This window comes from Sphingomonas astragali (assembly GCF_051400615.1).
Taxonomy (GTDB): Bacteria; Pseudomonadota; Alphaproteobacteria; order Sphingomonadales; family Sphingomonadaceae; genus Sphingomonas.
The window spans coordinates 762,167-780,957 of sequence record NZ_JBLFFH010000002.1 but is presented as its reverse complement, the minus strand read 5'-3'; the positions used below and the strand labels follow the sequence as shown (position 1 = coordinate 780,957).

At 64.2% G+C, this 18,791-nt stretch carries 14 protein-coding genes, 1 tRNA gene and 1 pseudogene; 11 read left to right on the top strand and 5 right to left on the bottom strand.

The window, feature by feature from the left end; all coding sequences use genetic code 11:
• The 8 genes and pseudogenes from ACMGER_RS12060 to ACMGER_RS12025 form a co-directional block, all read left to right on the top strand.
• Positions 1 to 1,254: autotransporter outer membrane beta-barrel domain-containing protein (locus tag ACMGER_RS12060; protein WP_436812379.1), on the top strand; the 1,254-nt coding region annotated here is incomplete at its 5' end.
• Positions 1,255 to 1,462: 208 nt separating this feature from the next.
• A pseudogene (locus ACMGER_RS12055) lies at positions 1,463 to 1,588 on the top strand (IS110 family transposase); the annotation flags it as partial.
• A 411-nt stretch (positions 1,589 to 1,999) separates the two neighbouring features.
• The gene (locus ACMGER_RS12050) at positions 2,000 to 3,166 is read left to right on the top strand and encodes an efflux RND transporter periplasmic adaptor subunit (RefSeq protein ID WP_436812378.1); all 1,167 of its coding nucleotides are present in this window, start codon (positions 2,000 to 2,002) and stop codon (positions 3,164 to 3,166) included.
• Positions 3,163 to 6,324, top strand: coding sequence for an efflux RND transporter permease subunit (locus tag ACMGER_RS12045; protein ID WP_436812377.1), 3,162 nt, complete (start codon positions 3,163 to 3,165; stop codon positions 6,322 to 6,324). Before ACMGER_RS12050 ends, ACMGER_RS12045 begins: the two co-directional genes overlap by 4 nt.
• Entirely contained in the window at positions 6,321 to 7,733 is a 1,413-nt protein-coding gene (locus ACMGER_RS12040) for an efflux transporter outer membrane subunit (protein ID WP_436812376.1), read from the top strand. Before ACMGER_RS12045 ends, ACMGER_RS12040 begins: the two co-directional genes overlap by 4 nt.
• Complete coding sequence (locus ACMGER_RS12035; protein WP_436812375.1) at positions 7,730 to 8,416, top strand: heavy metal response regulator transcription factor; 687 nt, start codon at positions 7,730 to 7,732, stop codon at positions 8,414 to 8,416. The genes ACMGER_RS12040 and ACMGER_RS12035 overlap by 4 nt, the downstream gene beginning before the upstream one ends.
• Positions 8,413 to 9,774, top strand: a complete 1,362-nt coding sequence (locus tag ACMGER_RS12030; RefSeq protein WP_436812374.1) for a heavy metal sensor histidine kinase — start codon at positions 8,413 to 8,415, stop codon at positions 9,772 to 9,774. Before ACMGER_RS12035 ends, ACMGER_RS12030 begins: the two co-directional genes overlap by 4 nt.
• A gap of 431 nt (positions 9,775 to 10,205) precedes the next feature.
• Positions 10,206 to 10,451, top strand: coding sequence for a hypothetical protein (locus tag ACMGER_RS12025; RefSeq protein WP_436812373.1), 246 nt, complete (start codon positions 10,206 to 10,208; stop codon positions 10,449 to 10,451).
• Positions 10,452 to 10,470: 19 nt separating this feature from the next.
• Here ACMGER_RS12025 and ACMGER_RS12020 read toward each other — a convergent pair whose 3' ends face one another.
• Positions 10,471 to 11,382 carry a 2-hydroxy-3-oxopropionate reductase gene (locus tag ACMGER_RS12020; protein WP_436812372.1) on the bottom strand — a complete coding sequence of 304 codons (912 nt, stop codon included), beginning with the start codon at positions 11,380 to 11,382 and terminating at the stop codon, positions 10,471 to 10,473.
• A 181-nt stretch (positions 11,383 to 11,563) separates the two neighbouring features.
• On the opposite strand from ACMGER_RS12020, the gene ACMGER_RS12015 reads away from it, so the two are divergent.
• Positions 11,564 to 12,436: a phosphonopyruvate hydrolase gene (locus ACMGER_RS12015; RefSeq protein WP_436812371.1), complete on the top strand. Its 873-nt coding sequence runs from the start codon at positions 11,564 to 11,566 to the stop codon at positions 12,434 to 12,436.
• Between the two features lie 41 nt (positions 12,437 to 12,477).
• Here the strand turns inward: ACMGER_RS12015 and ACMGER_RS12010 are convergent, their stop codons facing one another.
• Both ACMGER_RS12010 and ACMGER_RS12005 read right to left on the bottom strand, forming a co-directional pair.
• Complete coding sequence (locus ACMGER_RS12010; protein ID WP_436812370.1) at positions 12,478 to 13,827, bottom strand: spinster family MFS transporter; 1,350 nt, start codon at positions 13,825 to 13,827, stop codon at positions 12,478 to 12,480.
• A 50-nt stretch (positions 13,828 to 13,877) separates the two neighbouring features.
• A complete protein-coding gene (locus ACMGER_RS12005) occupies positions 13,878 to 16,142 on the bottom strand; it encodes a TonB-dependent receptor (protein WP_436812369.1) in 2,265 nt (754 codons plus the stop codon).
• Positions 16,143 to 16,318: 176 nt separating this feature from the next.
• On the opposite strand from ACMGER_RS12005, the gene ACMGER_RS12000 reads away from it, so the two are divergent.
• Both ACMGER_RS12000 and rraA read left to right on the top strand, forming a co-directional pair.
• A complete protein-coding gene (locus tag ACMGER_RS12000) occupies positions 16,319 to 17,257 on the top strand; it encodes a TauD/TfdA dioxygenase family protein (RefSeq protein WP_436812368.1) in 939 nt (312 codons plus the stop codon).
• Positions 17,257 to 17,751 carry a ribonuclease E activity regulator RraA gene (gene rraA, locus ACMGER_RS11995; RefSeq protein ID WP_436812367.1) on the top strand — a complete coding sequence of 165 codons (495 nt, stop codon included), beginning with the start codon at positions 17,257 to 17,259 and terminating at the stop codon, positions 17,749 to 17,751. Before ACMGER_RS12000 ends, rraA begins: the two co-directional genes overlap by 1 nt.
• A gap of 16 nt (positions 17,752 to 17,767) precedes the next feature.
• On the opposite strand, the gene phnF is transcribed toward rraA, so the two are convergent.
• Together phnF and ACMGER_RS11985 are read right to left on the bottom strand one after the other, a co-directional pair.
• Positions 17,768 to 18,478, bottom strand: a complete 711-nt coding sequence (gene phnF / locus ACMGER_RS11990) for a phosphonate metabolism transcriptional regulator PhnF (RefSeq protein WP_436812366.1) — start codon at positions 18,476 to 18,478, stop codon at positions 17,768 to 17,770.
• A 156-nt stretch (positions 18,479 to 18,634) separates the two neighbouring features.
• Positions 18,635 to 18,710: transfer RNA gene (locus ACMGER_RS11985), tRNA-Lys, on the bottom strand.
• Positions 18,711 to 18,791: the final 81 nt, after the last annotated feature.

Genomic DNA, 18,791 nt, shown 5'->3' with positions numbered 1-18,791 from the left:
CCGACCCCGACGCCGACCCCGACGCCGACCCCGACGCCGACCCCGACGCCGACCCCGACGCCGACCCCGACGCCGACCCCGACGCCGACGCCGCCCGCCGTATTCGAGCAGGTTGCGGAGACGCCAAATCAGTTCAACACAGCGGTGGCGCTCGACACACTCAAGCAGAGCGGTCCGTCGCTGGCGTTGTACAACGATCTGCTCCTGCTCAGCGCATCCGAGGCGCGTGCCGCGTTCGACAGCTTATCAGGCGATATCCACCTTTCGGTTCAATCCGCGTTGGTTTCGCAAAGCCAATTCCTTCGCGACGCAGCACTGGGCCGGCTGCGCGACACGCTTGAAACGACCGAGCCTGCAGAAGTGGGGGCGCTCAGTTCCAGCTACGGCGGTCATGCGCGCGAAGCCGCAGCGGAGCCAGGACTCGCCATATGGGGCCAGGGGCTGGGCAACTGGAGCCGCCTCGGCGGCGGCGGCAATGCCGGCCGTCTGCGCAACTCAACCGGCGGCCTGTTGATCGGGCTCGACGGCGCGCTCGACTCAAACGCACGCATAGGTGCGTTTGCAGGCTACAGCCGTGACGATTTCACCGTTCGCCGACGGCAGTCGAGCGGTGACAGCGACAATATCCACCTCGGCCTCTATAGCGGAGCGCGATGGGATGCTCTGTCGCTGCGGGCTGGCCTGTCCTATACATGGCACGATATCTCGACCGAGAGGATCGTGGCCTTCCCCGGCTTCAGCGATCGCGAGCGGGCCGATTACAAGGGCAGCAGCTTCCAGTCGTTCGGCGAGCTTGCGTGGCGCTACGGCGCAGGCGGCGTCATGTTCGAGCCTTATGCCAACATCGCCTTCGTGCGTCTGGACGTGGACGATTTCGCCGAGAAAGGCATGGAAGCCGGCAGCGTAGCCGCATTGACGGTGCAGACCCATCGCATGAGCACCGTCTTCACGACTGTGGGCACGCGCGGCTCGGCCGAATTCGACATGGGCAACATGCGGGTCGCTGCATTCGGTGGTCTGGGATGGCGCCATGCCTTCAGCGACACCACTCCGTTCGCGACGATGACCCTGCCCGACACCATGCGCTCGTTCCTGATTGCCGGCGCACCGATTGCCAAGGACGTGGCGACCGTCCGCGCCGGACTGGATTTCCGCGCAACGGACAATGCCTCGATCGCGGTTTCCTATAACGGGGATTTCGGGTCCGACACGACGATGCATGGGGTCAGTGGAAGTCTCAGGATTACCTTCTAAATCGTGAGTCAGGGCGGCGGTCCGTCCACCGGCCGCCGCCTTGAAAGCCTGTCATGGAGGTTGATCGTCAGCAGCCTCGTCCAACGAAATGGATCGAATTAGGGCGAGCACCGGCACATTCACGGTCAGCCTATGCGTTGCCGCCGCGCGTCGAAGCGGTGGCGACCAGCAGCAAGACGGCGGCAATCAGTCCGTACCGCGGCTGGTTCAGCTGCTCGCCCGCCGGCCTGCCAAGGTCGCCGCAGTAGCACTAGCGAACAAGAACGCACGGATGGTCTGGGCGCTGATGACCAGCGGAGAGCGGTACCGCGAGCCGATGCCGATGGCTGCGTAACAGCTTAGCGCGAGCCTTCGCGCGAACGAGGTTGGAAAGGGCAAAGAGGAGTTGATGCACAAAGCCGGTTGAAACCGCCGGATCGGGAAAACCCATTTTGGGCCGTGGCGCTTTGAGCGCGAGCTATAGGTCGGGACCCGGTTCGCGCGAAAGCATCATGGCCAGTGGCGCATGACGAAGCCGCATCGAAAGGCCGGACACATGGCCGCCTCAACCAGCGGAATGCACATCCTCCAGAAAACCCTTGCCAACGGAAGGCCGTCCACACACGGCCCAGATCCAGCCACTCTGGCGTTCGCAAGGTCGCTGCCTGCTTCATGGCCACCGTCCGCCACCACCTTCCCAGCTTGCTGACGAAATTGTCATTCTGAAGTCAGCGTCCGGACCCCGGTGCGGCGCTATCGCCAACCCATGGCTCTGACCGCTCGCTTCATCGATATCGTCCGCCAGCGGCGCGGGCTGATGCTCGCCGCCGGCGGCATTGGCATCTTCGCACTGGCCGGGTTCTTTTATTCGGGAACGGGGCAGACCCAGCAGCAGGCAGCCGCTCCGCCGCCGGTGCCGGTCCATATTGCCACGGCGGAACGGCGCGACGTGGCGCACATGATCGAGGCGGTGGGCACGGTCGAATCGCTCCAGGATGTGGTGGTGCGCAGCCAGGTCGATGGCATTCTGACGCGCCTTCATTTCGCCGAGGGCGATTTCGTCCGCCGGGGCCAGCTGCTGGCGACGATCGACGATCGCGCGCAGCGCGCTGCCCTCGCCGCAGCCCAAGCCCAACTCGCACGGGACAGCGCACAATTGCGCGCCGCCGAGCTTGACCTGTCGCGCTACCAGGCGCTCGTCCAGCGCAACGCCATTTCGCAGCAGCAGCTCGACCAGCAGCGCGCGCAGACGGACCAGCTGCGCGCCGCCGTCCAGCTCGCGCGGGCCAATGTCGACACGGCGCGCGTCAATCTCTCCTTCACGCGCATCGTCTCGCCGGCGAGCGGCCGGGTCGGTATCCGGCGCGTCGATCAGGGCAATCTCGTGCGAGCGGGCGACGCCGAGGGCATCGTCTCGGTCGCGCAGGTCAATCCCATCTCGATCGTCTTTCCGGTGCCGCAGGCGCAGCTTGACGGCGTGCGGGCCAGCGCGCGCGAGGCAGAGGGAGCCATGGTCGAGGCCTATGACCGCGACGGCAACACGCGACTCGGCAATGGCAAGATCGCCGCCTTCGACAATGCGCTCGACGCGCGAACCGGCACGGCGCGTGTGCGGGCCCTGTTCGAGAACCACGCCGAGCGGCTCGCGCCGGGCGCCTTCGTCTCGGTCCGGATGCGCACCGGCTTCACGCCCGATGCCGTCGTGCTGCCCGCCGCCGCTGTGCGCCCCGGCATTCGCGGGCATTTCGTGTACCGGGTCAGCAACGGAATCGCGCAGCGCGTGCTGATCACGCCCGGCTATTCCGATGACGAGATCGCCGTGATCGCGCGCGGGGTCGCACCGGGCGACGCGATCGTCACCGACGGCTTCTCGCGGCTTCAGGACGGCGCCCGCATCACCGTCGTCCGGCAGGTCGCGCAGGCCGGCCAATGAACCAGCACCTCGCGATCACCGGAGAAGCGCCGCCCGCGCCCTCTCTGAAGCAGGGCTTCTCCGCCTGGTTCATCCGCCGGCCCGTCGCTACTGCCCTGCTCGCGGTGGCGGCAGGGCTGCTCGGCATCGTCGCCTTTCCTCTCCTGCCGGTGGCGCCGCTTCCCGAAGCGGATTTTCCGTCGATCCAAGTGAGCGCGAGCCTGCCCGGCGCGAGTCCCGAAACGATGGCCTCGTCGGTCGCGACCCCGCTCGAGGTTGCCTTCACCGGCATTCCCGGCATCACTGAGATGACTTCGAGCAATGCGCTTGGGCAGACGAGCATCACCATCCAGTTCAACCTGTCGCGCGACGTCGATGCGGCCGCACAGGAGGTGCAGGCGGCGATCAACAGCGTTACCGGGCGCTTGCCGAGCGACATGCCGAACCTGCCGACCTGGCGAAAGGTGAACCCGACCGACCGGCCCGTGCTGGTGCTCAGCGCCGTTTCCGACGAAATGCCGCTGACCGAACTCAGCGATCTGATCGAGAACCAGCTCGCCCGCCGCTTGAGCCAGATCGACGGCGTCGCTCAGGTCAACATCGCCGGCCAGCACAAGCCCTCGATCCGCGTGCGCGCGCAGCCCGATCGGCTCGCCGCCTACGGCGTCAGCATGGCCGATGTGCGCGACGCGGTGCAGCGCGCGAGCGTCAACCGGGCCAAGGGCGCCGTGTTCGGTCGGGACGCGGTTTCGACCTTCGAAGCGAACGACCAGCTCTCGACGCCGGCCGGCTATGGTGACATCGTCGTCGCGTGGCGCGACGGCGCCCCGGTGCATGTCCGCGACGTCGCCGAGGTCAGCGTGGGCGGCGAGAACAGTTATGTCGGCGCCTTCCCCAACGGACGGCCGGGGCTCGGCATCATCATCATGCGCCAGCCCGGCGCGAACATCGTGCGCATCGCCGACGCGGTTCGGGCGGAGCTGCCGCGTCTCACCGCCTCGCTTCCGCCCAGCGTCGAGGTCTCGGTGCTCAACGATCTCACGCGCACCATCCGATCCTCCCTGCACGAGGTGCAGCTGACGCTGATCATCACGCTCGTGTTGGTGGTCGCGGTGATGGGCCTGTTCCTGCGGCAGGTCTCCGCGACGCTGATCGTTGCCGCCGTGCTCGGCGTCTCGGTGGTGGCGACGTTCGCCGCGATGTATCTGCTCGGCTTCAGCCTCAACAATCTCACCCTGGTCGCGCTCGTGATCGCGGTCGGCTTCGTCGTCGACGACGCGATCGTGGTGGTCGAGAACATCCACCGCCATATCGAGATGGGCAAAGGGCCGGTGGAAGCGGCGATCGACGGCACGCGGGAGATCGGCTTCACAGTGGTCTCGATCACCTTCTCGCTGATCGCGGCCTTCATCCCACTGCTGTTCATGGGCGGCATCATCGGCCGGCTGTTCCGCGAATTCTCGCTCACCGTGACCGTCTCGCTGCTGATCTCGGTCCTCGCCGCGCTCACGCTCGCGCCGATGCTGTGCGCGCGGTATCTCAAGACGCCCGCGCATGACGCCGAGCCGGCCAAGCCACGCTTCACCGACCGGCTGATCACGGCCTATCGGCGCGCGCTCGAATGGACGCTGGCGCGCCAGCGCCTGATGCTCGGCGTCTTCCTCGCCACCGTCGCCGCCGCGGTGGGAAGCTATGTGCTGGTCCCCAAGGGCTTCTTCCCGCTGCAGGACACGGCCTTCATCATGGGCCAGACCGTCGCCGCCGAGGACATCTCCTACGAGGACATGCGCGCCAAGCACGAGGCGCTGGCCGCGATCGTCGCGCGCGATCCGGCCGTGCAGCAGTTCAACCATGCGATCGGCACCACCGGCGGCAGCCAGTCGCTCGCCAATGGACGCATCTGGATCGTGCTCAAGGACCGGGGCGAACGTGACGTCTCCTCCGAAGGACTGATCGCCCGGTTGCGGCCGCAGTTCGCGCAGATCCCCGGCGTCACGGTCGTGCTGCGTTCGGCGCAGGACATCAATATCGGCGTGGGCGGCGGCGCGGGTCAATATTCCTACGTCCTGCGCGCACCGACCACCGACGAGATGGCGCAATGGGCGACGCAGCTCACCCAGGCCATGGCGCAATCCCCGCTGCTGCGCGACGTGCGCAATGACGTGCAGCTCGGCGCGCGCATGCAGGGCATCGTCATCGATCGCGCCGCAGCCGCGCGCTACGGCCTCAGCGTCGAGGCGATCGACCAGGCCTTCTACGACAGCTTCGGCCAGCGCCAGATCAGCGAGTTCCAGACCCAGGCCAACCAGTATCGCGTGGTGCTGGAAGCCGATCCCGCCCGCTATGCGCGGGTCTCCAGCCTCGACACCATGTTCCTCCGCTCGCCCGTCACCAACGCGATGGTGCCGCTGTCGGCGGTGGCACGGCTCGAGCCGCAATCGGCCGGGCCGCTGACGATCGCGCGGCAGGGCCTGCTGCCGGCCGCCACGATCAGCTTCAACTTGCCCGAAGGCGTGGCGCTCGGCGATGCGATGGCGGAGATCGAGCGCCTGCGCGGGCAGCTCGGCGTGCCCGCCTCCGTCACCGGAACGGCGCAAGGCTCGGCCCAGGCGTTCCAGCAATCGCTGGCGACCCAGCCGCTGTTGATCCTCGCAGCGCTGGTCGCGGTCTACATCATCCTCGGCATTCTCTACGAGAGTTTCACCACCCCGCTCACCATCCTCTCGACCCTGCCTTCGGCCGGGTTGGGCGCGGTGCTGGCGCTCTGGCTCGCCGGGCTCGACTTCTCGATCATGGCGCTGATCGGCGTCATCCTGCTCATCGGCATCGTCAAGAAGAACGGCATCCTGATGGTGGACTTCGCGCTCGACGCCCAGCGCACGCGCGGCCTTTCGCCCGAGCAGGCGATCCGCGAGGCGGCCGTCACCCGCTTCCGCCCGATCGTCATGACGACGATCGCCGCGCTGCTCGCCGCGATACCGCTGATGCTGGCCTTCGGCACCGGCGCGGAGCTGCGACAGCCGCTCGGCGTGGCGGTGGTCGGCGGTCTCGTAATCAGCCAGGTGCTGACCCTATTCTCGACGCCAGTCGTCTATCTCGCGCTCGACCGCCTGTTCCGCCGGACGCGTCCGCCCCGGCCGTCGCGGGTCCAGACGATACTGGAAGGGAGCATGGCATGAGGCCAGCCCTCGCCCTGCCGCTCCTCCCGTTCGCCATTCTCGCCGGCTGCGCGCATAGCCCCGCCAGTCCCCCTGTTCCCAGCGATCTCCCCCTGCGCTGGGAGGCGGCCCCGGCCGCGACGGCCGGCGAGATGCGCGGCATGTGGTGGTCGAGCTTCGGTGATCCGGTGCTCGACGCGCTGATCGACGGCGGCCTCGACCGCAATGTCGATCTGCGCATCGCCGCGCAGCGTGTGCTTGCGTCTCAAGCGCTGCGTCGCGCCGCCACTGCCGGGCTTTTTCCCGAAGCCACCGCCGAGGCCGGCGTCAGCGAGGCCAGCCGTTCGAGCGGCCTCGCCCAGCGGAGTTCCGCCAGCGTGGGGCTCGGCCTTGCCTGGGAGCCGGACGTGAGCGGGCGCCTGTCCGCGGCCGTGCGGGCCGCACGCGCGGATGCCGGCGCCACGGTGGCCGACGCGGCGGCGGTCCGGCTGCTGTTGATCGAGGAGATCGCGCGCACCTATATCGACTATCGCCTGCAGCGCACGCTGGCGGCGCTGGCCGCGCGAACCGTGACGGCGCAGGAGGAAACGCTCCGGATCACGCGTGACCGCTTCGAATTCGGCATGGCGAGTGCGCTGGACGTCGAGCGCGCCGCGGCACTCGTCGCGCAGACCAGATCCGAAGCCGCCGTCGCGGAAGAAGGGGCGGGCGCGGCTCGCTTCCGTCTTGCCTATCTCCTGTCCACGACGCCGGAAGCGATGACGGCGAGGCTGGGACCGGCGGAGGCCCGGATGCCGGCTGCCGATCCGCTGACCGTTCTTCGCTCGCCGGCCGATATCCTGATCGCCCGTCCCGACATCGGCGCGGCCTCGGCACGCTATGCGGCGGTGGCCGCGCGGCGCGACGGCGCGGCGGCGTTGCGTCTGCCAGTGCTGAGCCTGTCCGGGCTGGTGGGGCTAGATGCGGGCGGCATCGGCAGCCTCCTCGACGGCGGTGCCAGCATCGCATCCGTCGCCGCTGGCCTCATATTGCCGGTGCTCGACTTCGGCCGCCGCGCGGCCGAAGTCGACGCCGCCGATGCACGCCTGCGCGAAGCCGCGCTCGACTATGAGCGCACCGTGCGTCTGGCGCTCCAGGAGACGCAGACCGGCATCGTCTCCTATCTGCAGGGCCAGGTGCGCGAGCGCGAGCTTGCCCGTGCCGCCGCGGCCGCGCGCCGCGCCGCGGACCTCTCGCAGCTCCAGTACCGCGAGGGCACATTGTCCCAGCTGGAGGTTCTCGACGCCGCACGAACCGTCTATCAGGCGGAACGGGATCATGCCCAGGCGGTGGCGGACGTCTCGACGCGGCTGGCGGCGCTCTATCGGCAGATGGGCGTCGCGCCCGAAGCGCCAGGGCTGGCAATGGGAGGCAGTGGCGCGGGGCGGTGAAGATCCTGATCGTCGAGGACGAGAGCAAGACCATCCATTATCTTCGGCGCGGCCTCGCCGAACAGGGCTACACGGTCGATCATGCGGCCGATGGCGTGGACGGGCTGCATCTTGCGTTGACCGGCGAATATGACGCGATCGTGCTCGATCTGATGCTGCCGGGGATGGACGGTATCGCGCTGCTCAGCGCGTTGCGGGGGGCGGCGAACGACACGCCGACGATCATGCTCACTGCGCGCGACGCGGTCGAGGACCGGCTTCGCGGGCTTGGTGCCGGTGCCGACGACTATCTCGTCAAGCCCTTCTCCTTCCTCGAGCTGCTCGCCCGGCTCCAGGCGATCGTGCGCCGAGGGCGAGGGCGCGAGGCGGCGCATGTCCAGATCGCCGATCTTCACATCGATCTGATCGCGCGGCGCGCCATGCGCGGTAGCCGCCGGCTCAATCTCACCGCCAAAGAGTTCGCGCTGCTCGCCCTGCTAGCGCGCCGCCACTCGCAGATTCTGTCGAAGACGGTCATCTCCGAACTGGTCTGGGACATCAATTTCGATACCAACACCAATGTGGTGGAAGTCGCGATCAAGCGGCTGCGCGCGAAGTTGGAAGCGCCTGGCGAGAAGAGGCTGCTCCATACGGTGCGCGGCATGGGCTATGTTCTCGAGCCGCGCGACGGAGAGGCCGCATGAGCACGCGATCGATCGCGGGGCGGCTTGCGCTCATGTTCGGGCTGGCGGTGACGCTCGTCTCCGCGATCGGCGGGGTCGCGCTCTACGCCTTCCAGGCAGCCGAGCTGCGCCGTCACAAACGCGAGGAGATCGAGGCGCGCTTCGCCATGCCGGCCAAGATGGTACAGGACACGACGCCTGCCAAATGGCCGATGCTGTCGCGCAAGCTCGTCGATTTCAGCGCGGCCGACGGCGCCCTGGTCTTCCTCGTCGAGAGCCCCGATCAGCGCTACCGGATCGGCAGCCGGTTCCTGGACGGGGCGCAGTGGACAGGCCCAAGGGAGGGATTTGGCCGGGCGCGGACCGACGGCCGCAAATATCTCACCCTCGCCCGCAGCTTCCCGGCAAGGGGCGACTTGCCTCAGCTCCGGCTCATCCTCGCGTCGAGCACAAAATATGTCGAGAGCACCGCCGCCGGTCTCGCGGCGGGCATCCTCATCTTCTCGCTGCTCGGCATCGGCGCGGCCTCCGCGCTCGGCTGGTGGATCGCGCGCCGGGCGCTTGCCCCTGTCGACAGCTTGTCCGAGCATGCGCGCCTGCTCGGTTCGGACAATCTGTCGCTGCGGCTTCCGACCGGCATGCTCCCGACGGAGCTCGCGGGAATGGTCCTGTCGCTCAACGACGCGCTGGATCGGCTTCAGGATTCCTATCAACGCCTCTCCACCTTCAACGCCGATGTCGCGCACGAGCTCAGGACGCCGCTCGCGAACCTGATCGGGGAAACCCAGGTGGCGCTGTCGCGCCCTCGCAGTCCGCGCGATCTCGAAGACGTGCTTCAATCCAATCTCGAGGAGCTCGAGCGGCTGCGCCGTATCATCAACGACATGCTGTTCCTTGCGCGCGCGGATCAGGGCGCGGTGGCGTCGAACCTGGTGCGTGTCGGGCTGGCGGCGGAAACGCGCAAGAATGTCGACTTCATGGAGGTGGTGCTCGATGAAGCTGGGGTATCCGTCGAGATCAAAGGCGACGCCGAGGCGCAGGTCGAGCGTGCCCTTTACGGCCGTGCGATCACCAACCTGCTGGATAATGCCGTGCGGCACGGCATGACACCGGGCCGGATAACCGTCAGGATCGCTGAAGAAGCGGAGGCCGTCTCGATCGGCGTGTTCAATCCCGGCAGCCAGATCGGGATCGAGCATCTCGACCGGATTTTCGATCGCTTCTACCGGATCGATCCGGCTCGTTCCAACAGCCATGACAGCCATGGCTTCGGCCTCGCCATCGTCAAGGCAGTCGCCCATATGCATGGCGGATCGGTGTTCGCGCACAACGAGGCCGCGGGGGTTTGTATCGGCTTCACGATCGCGCACTGCCGTTGACCGACGGCGGACGGCGGCTCCTCCGGTTATCGCCCTTTAAGCGGACAGGCAGCAAACGGCCCAGGAACTGACAGTCCGCCTACGGGCCCAGAAGCAGATGGTCGGCTTCTAGAACGTTGCTCTCGACGCTCCAGTACATCCCGGTGGCGCGATAGCTGCTTGCATGGGCAGGCGGCGGACGCGGCCCAATTATCACGGGGCCGGCAAACCGCTGCGCTCCGTGGCCAGCTGCACACGGCCGCCCCCACGTAGACGGCGAAAAAGGGGAGCGGGGGGGAGGGAAGCGTGGCGGCCGATTGGCGTCGCCGTTCCACCACGTCAGGAGCAGTTCCCATGAACATGATGGCCCCAGCCGCGCGCCCGGTCGCCGGCCCCTATAAGGTCGACATCAGCCGCGGCCGCAATGTCAGCCGCATCTCCTCGAATGGTTCTTGCGCCCGGACGACGAGCGCTTCCACTCGCTCGACGACCTTTACGATCGCGTTCGCGCGCGTGCCGACAGCGCGACCACCCGCATCGTCGAAAGCCGCGCGGTGCGCGTCGAGGCGCGCAGCGACGAGCCCGAGCGGCTGACGCTCCATCTTCCCGACGGTCGCGAACCCGTCGCCCCGACCAACTGGTCGTTCGGACAGCTCTGCAGCTTGGACTGTCTGCTCGGCGGCTTCAGCGAGCAATAGCTGGCACCCTCTGGTCTGCCTATGCAGACGCGCCAACCGGGGGATCGGCGTTTTCCGAACCCTTATGAGCATCTATCTCCAATGCCGTCATGATCGCGGAATGGTCCCAATCCTTTTTCCCCTTCGCGACGCAGGTGCCGAATAGCGCTTCCGTCCGTTCAGTGTTGGGCAGGAGCAAGCCGACGGCTTGTGCGATGTCGAGCGCCATGTTCAGGTCTTTCCGGTGAAGTTCGATGCGAGCGCCCGGATCGAAGTTTCGCGACAGCATCCTCTCTCCGTGGAACTCGAGTACTCGTGAGGAGGCAAAGCCGCCCATGATGGCAGCCCGGACCTTGGCGGGATCGGCGCCCGCCTTGGCGGCAAAGAGGAGGCCCTCCGCGACCGCTTCGATCGTCAAGGCAACGATGATCTGATTCGCGATCTTCGCGATCTGACCCGAACCGATCGGCCCGATCAACGAGATGTCCTTTCCCATTGCCGTCAGCACCGGTCGCATCCGGGCGAACACCTCGGCCTTTCCGCCGACCATGATGCTGAGGCTCGCGGTCTTCGCCCCTACCTCGCCACCCGAAACAGGGGCGTCGAGATAGTCGCACCCGCGCTGTTCGACCATCGCCGCGAATTGTCTGGTCTCGGCCGGCCCGATCGAGCTCATGTCGATGACAGTCTTGCCTGGGAACAGTCCATCGGCAAGGCCATCATCGCCGAAGAGCACGTATTCGACATCCGCCGTGCTCGGCAGCATCAGGATGACGATGTCGGCCATCGATGCCAATTCGACCTTCGAACGACATCGCATCGCACCACGATCGAGCAGCTCGCCAGGGATCGGGGAGCGATGCTGAAACACGTATAGTTCATAACCGGCATCGAGGAGATGACCGGCCATCGGCCGCCCCATCACGCCCAATCCCACAAAAGCGATCTTCAAGGGAGGCTTCTCCAATGTCCAGGAGCTACGATCATCGCATTGCCATTAAACATAGACAACTATATAAATTGGCAGGCCTGAGGGCGTCATTGCCGATTTGTCGGCGGCTATATTCGGAAAGGCGTCGCCTGGGCGCGGAGCGGTGAAACGCTGCGTTGCTGCTGACGAGCGGGAGAATGATATGAGTGGCGCGTCTCGCCTGAGGATGAAGCTGGGCCAAGCGAAATTGCTTCACGTCATGGCAGCCCATAGCCCTTTGTCGGCCAAGCTGGCTGAGGAGGCGGGGTTCGACGGGCTCTGGGCGTCGGGTTTCGAACTCTCGGCGTTGTTCGGATTGCCGGATGTCTCGCTGATCAGCATGAGCGACCATCTCTCGATGGTTCGCGCCATGGCCGAGCACACGACCATCCCCATCATCGCGGATATCGACACGGGCTTCGGTAACGCGGTCAATGTCGACCATGCAGTAAGGCACTATGAACGCGCCGGGGCGGCCGCCGTCGTAATCGAGGACAAGACCTTCCCCAAGGTCACCAGCCTGGTCGCGGGTGGTCGCCAGGAACTTCTCCCGGTCTCCGAGTTTCAAGGAAAGATCGAGGCCGCCTGCGCCGCGCGATCGCGTGAGGGGATCGTCGTCATTGCCCGGACCGAAGCCCTGATCGCGGGTCTGGGAATCGGCGAGGCCCTGAGACGTGGGCGGGCGTATGAGGAAGCGGGAGCGGAGTTGCTGGTCGTGCATTCGAAGGCCACGACCCCCGCCGAGGTGCTGGAGTTCGTCGAGGCCTGGAGCGGATCGATCCCCGTCGTCCTGATACCGACCGCCTATCCCGAACTTACCGGCGCGATGATGGAACGCCTCGGCAAAGTCGCGATATGCATCTATGGCAATCACGCCATCCGCGCGGCGGTGACCGGCATGAAGGCGGTTTTTGCGCAGATACGCAAGGACGGTGGCATCCAGAATCTGGCGGACGCGATCGTTCCCGTCTCGGAGATTTTCCGCCTGCAGAACATGGAGCATGTGAAGGCAGTCGAGGAGAGATACCTCAGGTAAGGGTCCAGGCTCTCCCCTTCAATCGCCCATCCTGGCGACCGTCAACGTGGCGAAAACCCGCCGAGATGCTCCCGAACCGCCTTGCGCGCGCTGTTCTGGAGAATGACGCCAACCGTCAGCGCAAAAGCGCCTACGTACGCGACTGACTTTCCGACGGCCTTGGGATCGCCGAACACGAAATCCGTCACCAGCGCCACACTGGAGGGACCAAGGACATAATCGAACAGTGTCGTCAGAAGGATGATGCTCGCCGACACCTGCGCGCGCATGTGTCTTGGGGCAACCATCTGCACCAGCGAGAAAATCACGCCGACGGTGACGTTCGTGAAGAACGCTCCCGAAGCGATCAGCGCGATCGAGAGATATCGATCCGGTACGATTGGTCCGATGACTCCACATAGCCCCATGCCGATCGCGTAGCCGATCGATACCAGCAGCGCGCCGTCGAGCCGCTCCCTGGAAACGAGGCGATCCGCGCACCAGCCTGCGAAGAGCATCCCGGGAATCCCAAGTAGAACCGCCGCCGATCCCAGAATGAGCCCGCTTTGCTGGATCGTGAGCCCGTGGACCCGCTGTAGAACGACTGGGAACCATTGGGTGGCGCCGATCGTGAAAACGTGAATGCATCCGTTGCCGATCACGATCGGCATGTACAGGGCTCGATGATCCCAGAGGTGTCTTACCAGGCCGACCGGCACGAATCCGCTTCGATCGCTTTCGTCAGCCTCTCCGGCACGTTCCCTGACCACATCCTTGATGATGACCAGCGCCAACGCACCGAGAAGGATTCCGGGAAAGCCGAGGATGACGAATACCAGCTGCCACGGCTCGAGCCCGCCTGGAAAGGGGATGTAGCGCTCGATCAGCTGAGCGCCGCCCTCGTGAGACACGAGCGTGCCGCTCAGCAACGCCAAGCCGGTTCCGAGAGGGATCCCCAGTCCGTATATAGACAGCACCCTGGCGAGACGTTCGCGCGGATACAGATCGCTGAGCAGCGAGAACGAGGCGGGCGACAGCGCCGCCTCGCCGATCCCGACGCCAAGTCGCGCCACGAACAAAGTCCAGAAACTTCCCGACAGGCCGCAAAGACCGGTCATCAATGACCAGCTTACCACCCCGATCGCTATGAGGCGGCCACGATGCCATCTGTCGGCAAGCCGTCCCATCGGGATTCCCGCGGTCGCGTAGCACAGCGCGAACGCCGTCCCGACCAGGAGGCTGACTTCGGTGTCGGAAATGTTCAGGCTTTGCCGGATCGGTTCGATGAACGTGCTGACGAGGCGCCGGTCCATATAGCTCAGCGTGAACAGCCCGCACAGAAGCAGGAGCGTCACGCGCCGACGAGTTCCGCTCACCCCGAGAAGATTTTGCCGATTGCCGCGATCCGACATACGCATCCTACGACGAATTTGAGAAGGCTGGGGAGCGGAAAGCTCGGTCCTTAGAACTTGTACCGGACTACGCCTCGAATGAACCGAGGTGGATTGTTCGCGAAGACTTGCTGCCCTCCGGTCGCGACCAGCACGGCCGGACCGCTGGTCGGAGAATAGGAGCCCCCCTGATTCCCCCGGTTGTTGAACAGATTGTCGAACTCAGCGCCGATGGACCAGTTTCCTGCGCCGTTCGTCCAGAAGATGTTGCCATTGACGATGTATTGTGCGGGCGAGCGAAGCTGCTCGGTGTTGTAGATGTCGGTGGAGATCGAGGACCGGTGATTGACATTGGCCGAGACGTCGAGCCTGCCGCCGGCGAGCGGCGCCTCATAGTTGATCGTGACATTCTGAGTCCATCGCGGCGCGAAGGGTAGATCCAACCCCTTCAGCGTCGTGACCCCGGCGGTATTGGACGGCAGCTTCGAATCGAACTCCGTGTATTCCGTATCGAGGAATGCAATCATTCCGGTGATCTCGAGACGAGGGGCCGGAAGCGCGGTCAGCTCGAACTCCGCACCCTGCGTCCTTGCATTTGCGGCATTGATGCGTCGAAAGATGAAGTTCGCGGCGTCATATGACGTGATCTGGAGATCCCGGAAGTCGTTCCTGAAAAGCGCTAGGTTGGCGCGGATGCGATTCCGCAGGAACGTGCCTTTGAATCCCAGTTCGAAATTGTCGACGTGCTCGGGATCGAATGGCTGCGCGGCACTGAGCGCGGTGGTCGCTCTCGGATCGAATCCGCCCGCCTTGTAGCCGTTGGAGTAGGAGGCGTAGGTCATGATGTCGGGCGTCCACTGGACCCGGGCCTGGACCTTCGGCGTAAAGGCCTCCCAGGTTCGGCTGGCGGAAATGTCGTACTTGCCGGTGGCGTTGGCGGGTACGGTCGCAGGGACGTCCTGTGGCCCCGAATTGTCGAAGGTCGTCGGGACCCTGAAGCCCAGGTTGGTGTAGTCGGTGTGATCGCGGCTGTATCGCGCGCCGAGCGTCAGGAACAGGCGGTCGAGCAGCCGATAATCGGCCTGCGCATAAGCGGCATAGCTGTCCGTGCGGGTGGTCGTCATGATGTACGTGGTTGTCCCGACGTTGACGGTGCTTCCACCGCTCCACGGGACACGATTCATGTCATTATGCTCGTTGATGTAGAAGAGTCCGCCGACAAGATTCAGGCGGTCCGTCGAATATATCGCCTGCACTTCCTGCTGAATGGTTCGATTCTTCACCTTAGTGAAGCTTTCGTTGAATATATATGACGTCCCGCCGTCATTGACGTTCGTAAATCTGTTATAGAATTTCCGGAATGACGATATGGATTTGACTGTGAGGTGATCGTCGACCTTGTAGGTGTTGACCAGGGACACACCGCCGCCTGCAAGATACTGGCCTGGATAAACGGATACCCAGGTCTTGTCCGGATCATAGGGGGCGGAACCCGCGCCGTTCGGTTGGAAACGCGGCGCATAGACCGATGAGGTGCTGTTATCCTGGACGCCGTCGACGCGCAGTTCGGCGGAGAATGCGTCGGACGGTGCCCAGCGCAGCTTGGCCCGCAGCGCATCGGTATCGATCGTGTTCAAGTCGCGGTCGAGCGTAACGCTGTGCACATATCCATCGCGCGTGCGATGGATGAACCCCAGTTCCGCAGTCACGGTATTGGAGACAGGGCCGGCAACGACGCCGCGCAGCCAGATGTCGTTGTAGGAGCCATATTTCAGCTCGAACGTGCCCTTCGGCGTATCCGACGGCGCCATCGTCTTGATATTGATCAAGCCCGCTGACGTGTTTCGCCCGAACAGCGTGCCCTGGGGCCCTCGCAATATCTCGACCGACGAAAGATCGGGGATCGTGTAGATCGCTCCGATTGCCCGCGGAATATAGACATCGTCGATATAGATCCCGACCGACGGGTTCTGGGTCGTGTCCTGCTCGCCGATACCGCGGATGTAGAAGACGTTGACCGTTCGCTGCGACGACAGCCCCGGCGATATCAGGCTGGGCGCCATCCCGGACAGCCCGTTGAGATCGCTGATGTTCCTTGCTTCGATCGCCGCCTGGTCGAGACCGGTCACGGCGACCGGCGTCTTCTGAAGCGGCGTTTCCCGCCGCTCGGCCGTAACCACGATGTCGGTCAGGCCGCCCTCCGATTCAGCGGCTTCGTCCTGAGGCGGATTTGCCGGATCGGACCGGTCGGACGCAGCGCCCGCAGCTGCGGCCTGCGCCTCGCCGGGACCGCCGAACGAGACAACGAGACAGCAAGCGGCCATCAGTTCCTTCATTGCGAACTTCCCCCGAACTGAAGCCGCCGGTTCCGGTCGGCTGGATGGATACGGCTCCGGCCATCAGGTCATAGTCGCGCTCGGGCAGTCCCCTTGCGGTGCGGGACAGCGCCGTCGAGCATCAAATTCGCGATTCAAACCTAGACAGCTAGACACAGCCCAATTAGGCTCAGTCCATGACAAAAATGCGACTCTTCGCAGTCGCCACCTCATTTTTTGCGAAAGGAAAGTTGGTGCACATAGCAACACTGAGGCCCGGCTTTGCCGCGGAGGTCCGGGAATTTGATCTGTCGGAGCTGACCGGAAGCAACGGCCAACGCGCGCTCGGGCTCATGCGGGATACGCTTGCGACAAATTTGGTGATGAGGATACGGGGGCTCGATCTGGAGCCTGATCAATTCATCGGCATCGCCGGCCTGTTTGGGCGCCCCATTTCGCTTCGACGTGCCGGTCCGGGCGGCGTCCACTTCCCCGATCATCCCGAAATCAAGATCGTCTCGAACGCCCGAGATGCAGCCGGCGTCAAGCTCGGCGATGGCGATGCGGCGGAAAACGGTTGGCACAATGACGGCAGCTATCTGGTCGATGCGACGGCACTCACATTCCTCTATGGCCGCAAGGCACCCAACAATCCGCCGCGGACGCTGTTTCTAAACCTGATCGAAGCGTACCGACGCCTTCCGGACGACCTCAAGCGCGGAATCGCTGACCGGTCCGCGATCCACTATTCGGAATACAACCACGACCCCGGCGACGCGGACGCGATCGCTTCACTGACGGCCCTGTCGGATCGGAAAAGGATCGGGCGCGTCCGTCCCCTGGTCATTCGCCATCCGCTCAGCGGTGAGCCATGCCTGATGCCGCCCCGGCAGGTTGACTGCGTGATCTGCGGCCTGACCGAAGGCGAGAGCCTGGAACTCGCGGGAGCGATCTGGGACTTCCTTCGCGGCTTGGATTGCACATGGGGCGAGGCGATCCTCCCTGGCGATCTGCTGATCTGGGACAACCGCTTCACGCTGCATATGCGCGAAGCCTTCGCCCACGACGAAGAGCGCTTGCTGTGGCACACGACCACTGGGGGCGCGGAATATATTCCCTATGCGGAGGCCGCCTGATGGACGCCGCGCTTCCTGAAACGACGGCCGACATCTGCGATCTTCTGGATGATCGCGCGCAAGTCGTCGCTCTGGATTGGCGCATGTTCGGCACGCGGATGACCTTCCGCGGTCCTGCGGCCACATGCCGCTCGTCCGACGACACGAGCGTCATCCGTCCCATTCTCGAGAAGGAAGGCCAGGGCCGGGTGCTGGTGATCGACAATGGCGGCAAGGGCACTCGTGCCGTGTTCGGTGGAAACTTTGCCCGTCTCGCACACGACAATGGATGGGCCGGCGTGATCATCAACGGCACTATCCGCGACGCGGCGGAAATCAATGCCCTGCCGGTGGGCGTCCGTGCCCTATCGACAAGTCCGCGCCGCCCCTTCAAGCAGCAGAATGGCGTCGTCGACGTTCCCGTGGTGATTGCCGGGATCCAGATCATGCCCGGCGATTGGATCGCAGCTGACGAAGACGGGGTGGTGGCGGTTCGCCGGGAATCTCGTCTTTAAGTCCCTAGCCAGCGGATCAAACATCTAGAATAAAATCAACTCTACTCGAGCAAAACGTGGTCACGCAAAAATAAACCGGGCGCCCCAGAGCATCGACTGCAACAACGCGTGTCTCGGTCACGGGATCGGTCTTGGCCATCTTGAGTTGGTTTGATTCAATTTCTGTAGGCATTCTGGACCGCAATACCATCTCAGCTCGTCTGTATTCTGGCATTTCTATGCTTACAAAAATATGCGAGAGCAGCACGTTGTCACTGTCGATTTCGTTCAATCTCTCCAGGGCATGAGGGAAGCGCTCTTCCTGAAGATACATTTCCATGATTTGAATCGGAACATCTCCGGCCGATCCAAGTAACGCAAACGAAATCGTCGATTGCGCAGTCGTTATGTTTAACTTTTTCGCTATATCATCCGTAGGTGCAATTTTCGATACATGCAGCATGGTACGGTGAGGTACCTTGGACATTTCCAGCAGGTTTTCCTCGAATTTGGTCTTTGCACCAAGCCGGTAGGACAGCGCCGATTCAACTACGAAAGTCCCTTTGCCGCGCTGGGATCGGATCAGTCCCTCATCTCCAAGAAAGCTCAACGCTCTCCGAATCGTGTGGCGATTGACGCCAAAACGACGTCCCAGATCCGCGTCTGAAGTAAGCTGCGCTCCAGGTTGCAGAATCCCGTTATCGATGTCCCGCACCAGCGCATCCGCGATTTCACGCCAAAGAGACACTTGCCACCCCTCCCGGAAACATCTCCTAAACATCTAGATTTGAATGGCGTCAACTCCAGCTCCTCAAGAGTGGTGCGCGACGAGGCGATTTCGCATCAGGCGAACTGGTTTCAGGGCTTGAGTACCTACTAAACCATTGTTTTTTCTTGGAAGTTTTGGTGGACGCACTAGGGCTCGAACCTAGGACCCGCTGATTAAGAGTCAGCTGCTCTACCAACTGAGCTATGCGTCCATGATCGGCGGAAAGCCGCGAGCGGCTGCGATCGGAGGGGGCGATTTAGCGTGGCTCCGGTGGATTGCAAGTGGTTTTGCG

Bases quoted from the DNA above. Each gene is read 5' to 3' on its own strand.
- ACMGER_RS12050 (WP_436812378.1), top strand. From the start codon at position 2,000: ATGGCTCTGACCGCTCGCTTCATCGATATCGTCCGCCAGCGGCGCGGG.
- ACMGER_RS12045 (WP_436812377.1), top strand. From the start codon at position 3,163: ATGAACCAGCACCTCGCGATCACCGGAGAAGCGCCGCCCGCGCCCTCT.
- ACMGER_RS12040 (WP_436812376.1), top strand. From the start codon at position 6,321: ATGAGGCCAGCCCTCGCCCTGCCGCTCCTCCCGTTCGCCATTCTCGCC.
- ACMGER_RS12030 (WP_436812374.1), top strand. From the start codon at position 8,413: ATGAGCACGCGATCGATCGCGGGGCGGCTTGCGCTCATGTTCGGGCTG.
- ACMGER_RS12015 (WP_436812371.1), top strand. From the start codon at position 11,564: ATGAGTGGCGCGTCTCGCCTGAGGATGAAGCTGGGCCAAGCGAAATTG.
- ACMGER_RS12010 (WP_436812370.1), bottom strand. From the start codon at position 13,827: ATGTCGGATCGCGGCAATCGGCAAAATCTTCTCGGGGTGAGCGGAACT.
- ACMGER_RS12005 (WP_436812369.1), bottom strand. From the start codon at position 16,142: ATGAAGGAACTGATGGCCGCTTGCTGTCTCGTTGTCTCGTTCGGCGGT.
- ACMGER_RS12000 (WP_436812368.1), top strand. From the start codon at position 16,319: ATGACAAAAATGCGACTCTTCGCAGTCGCCACCTCATTTTTTGCGAAA.
- rraA (WP_436812367.1), top strand. From the start codon at position 17,257: ATGGACGCCGCGCTTCCTGAAACGACGGCCGACATCTGCGATCTTCTG.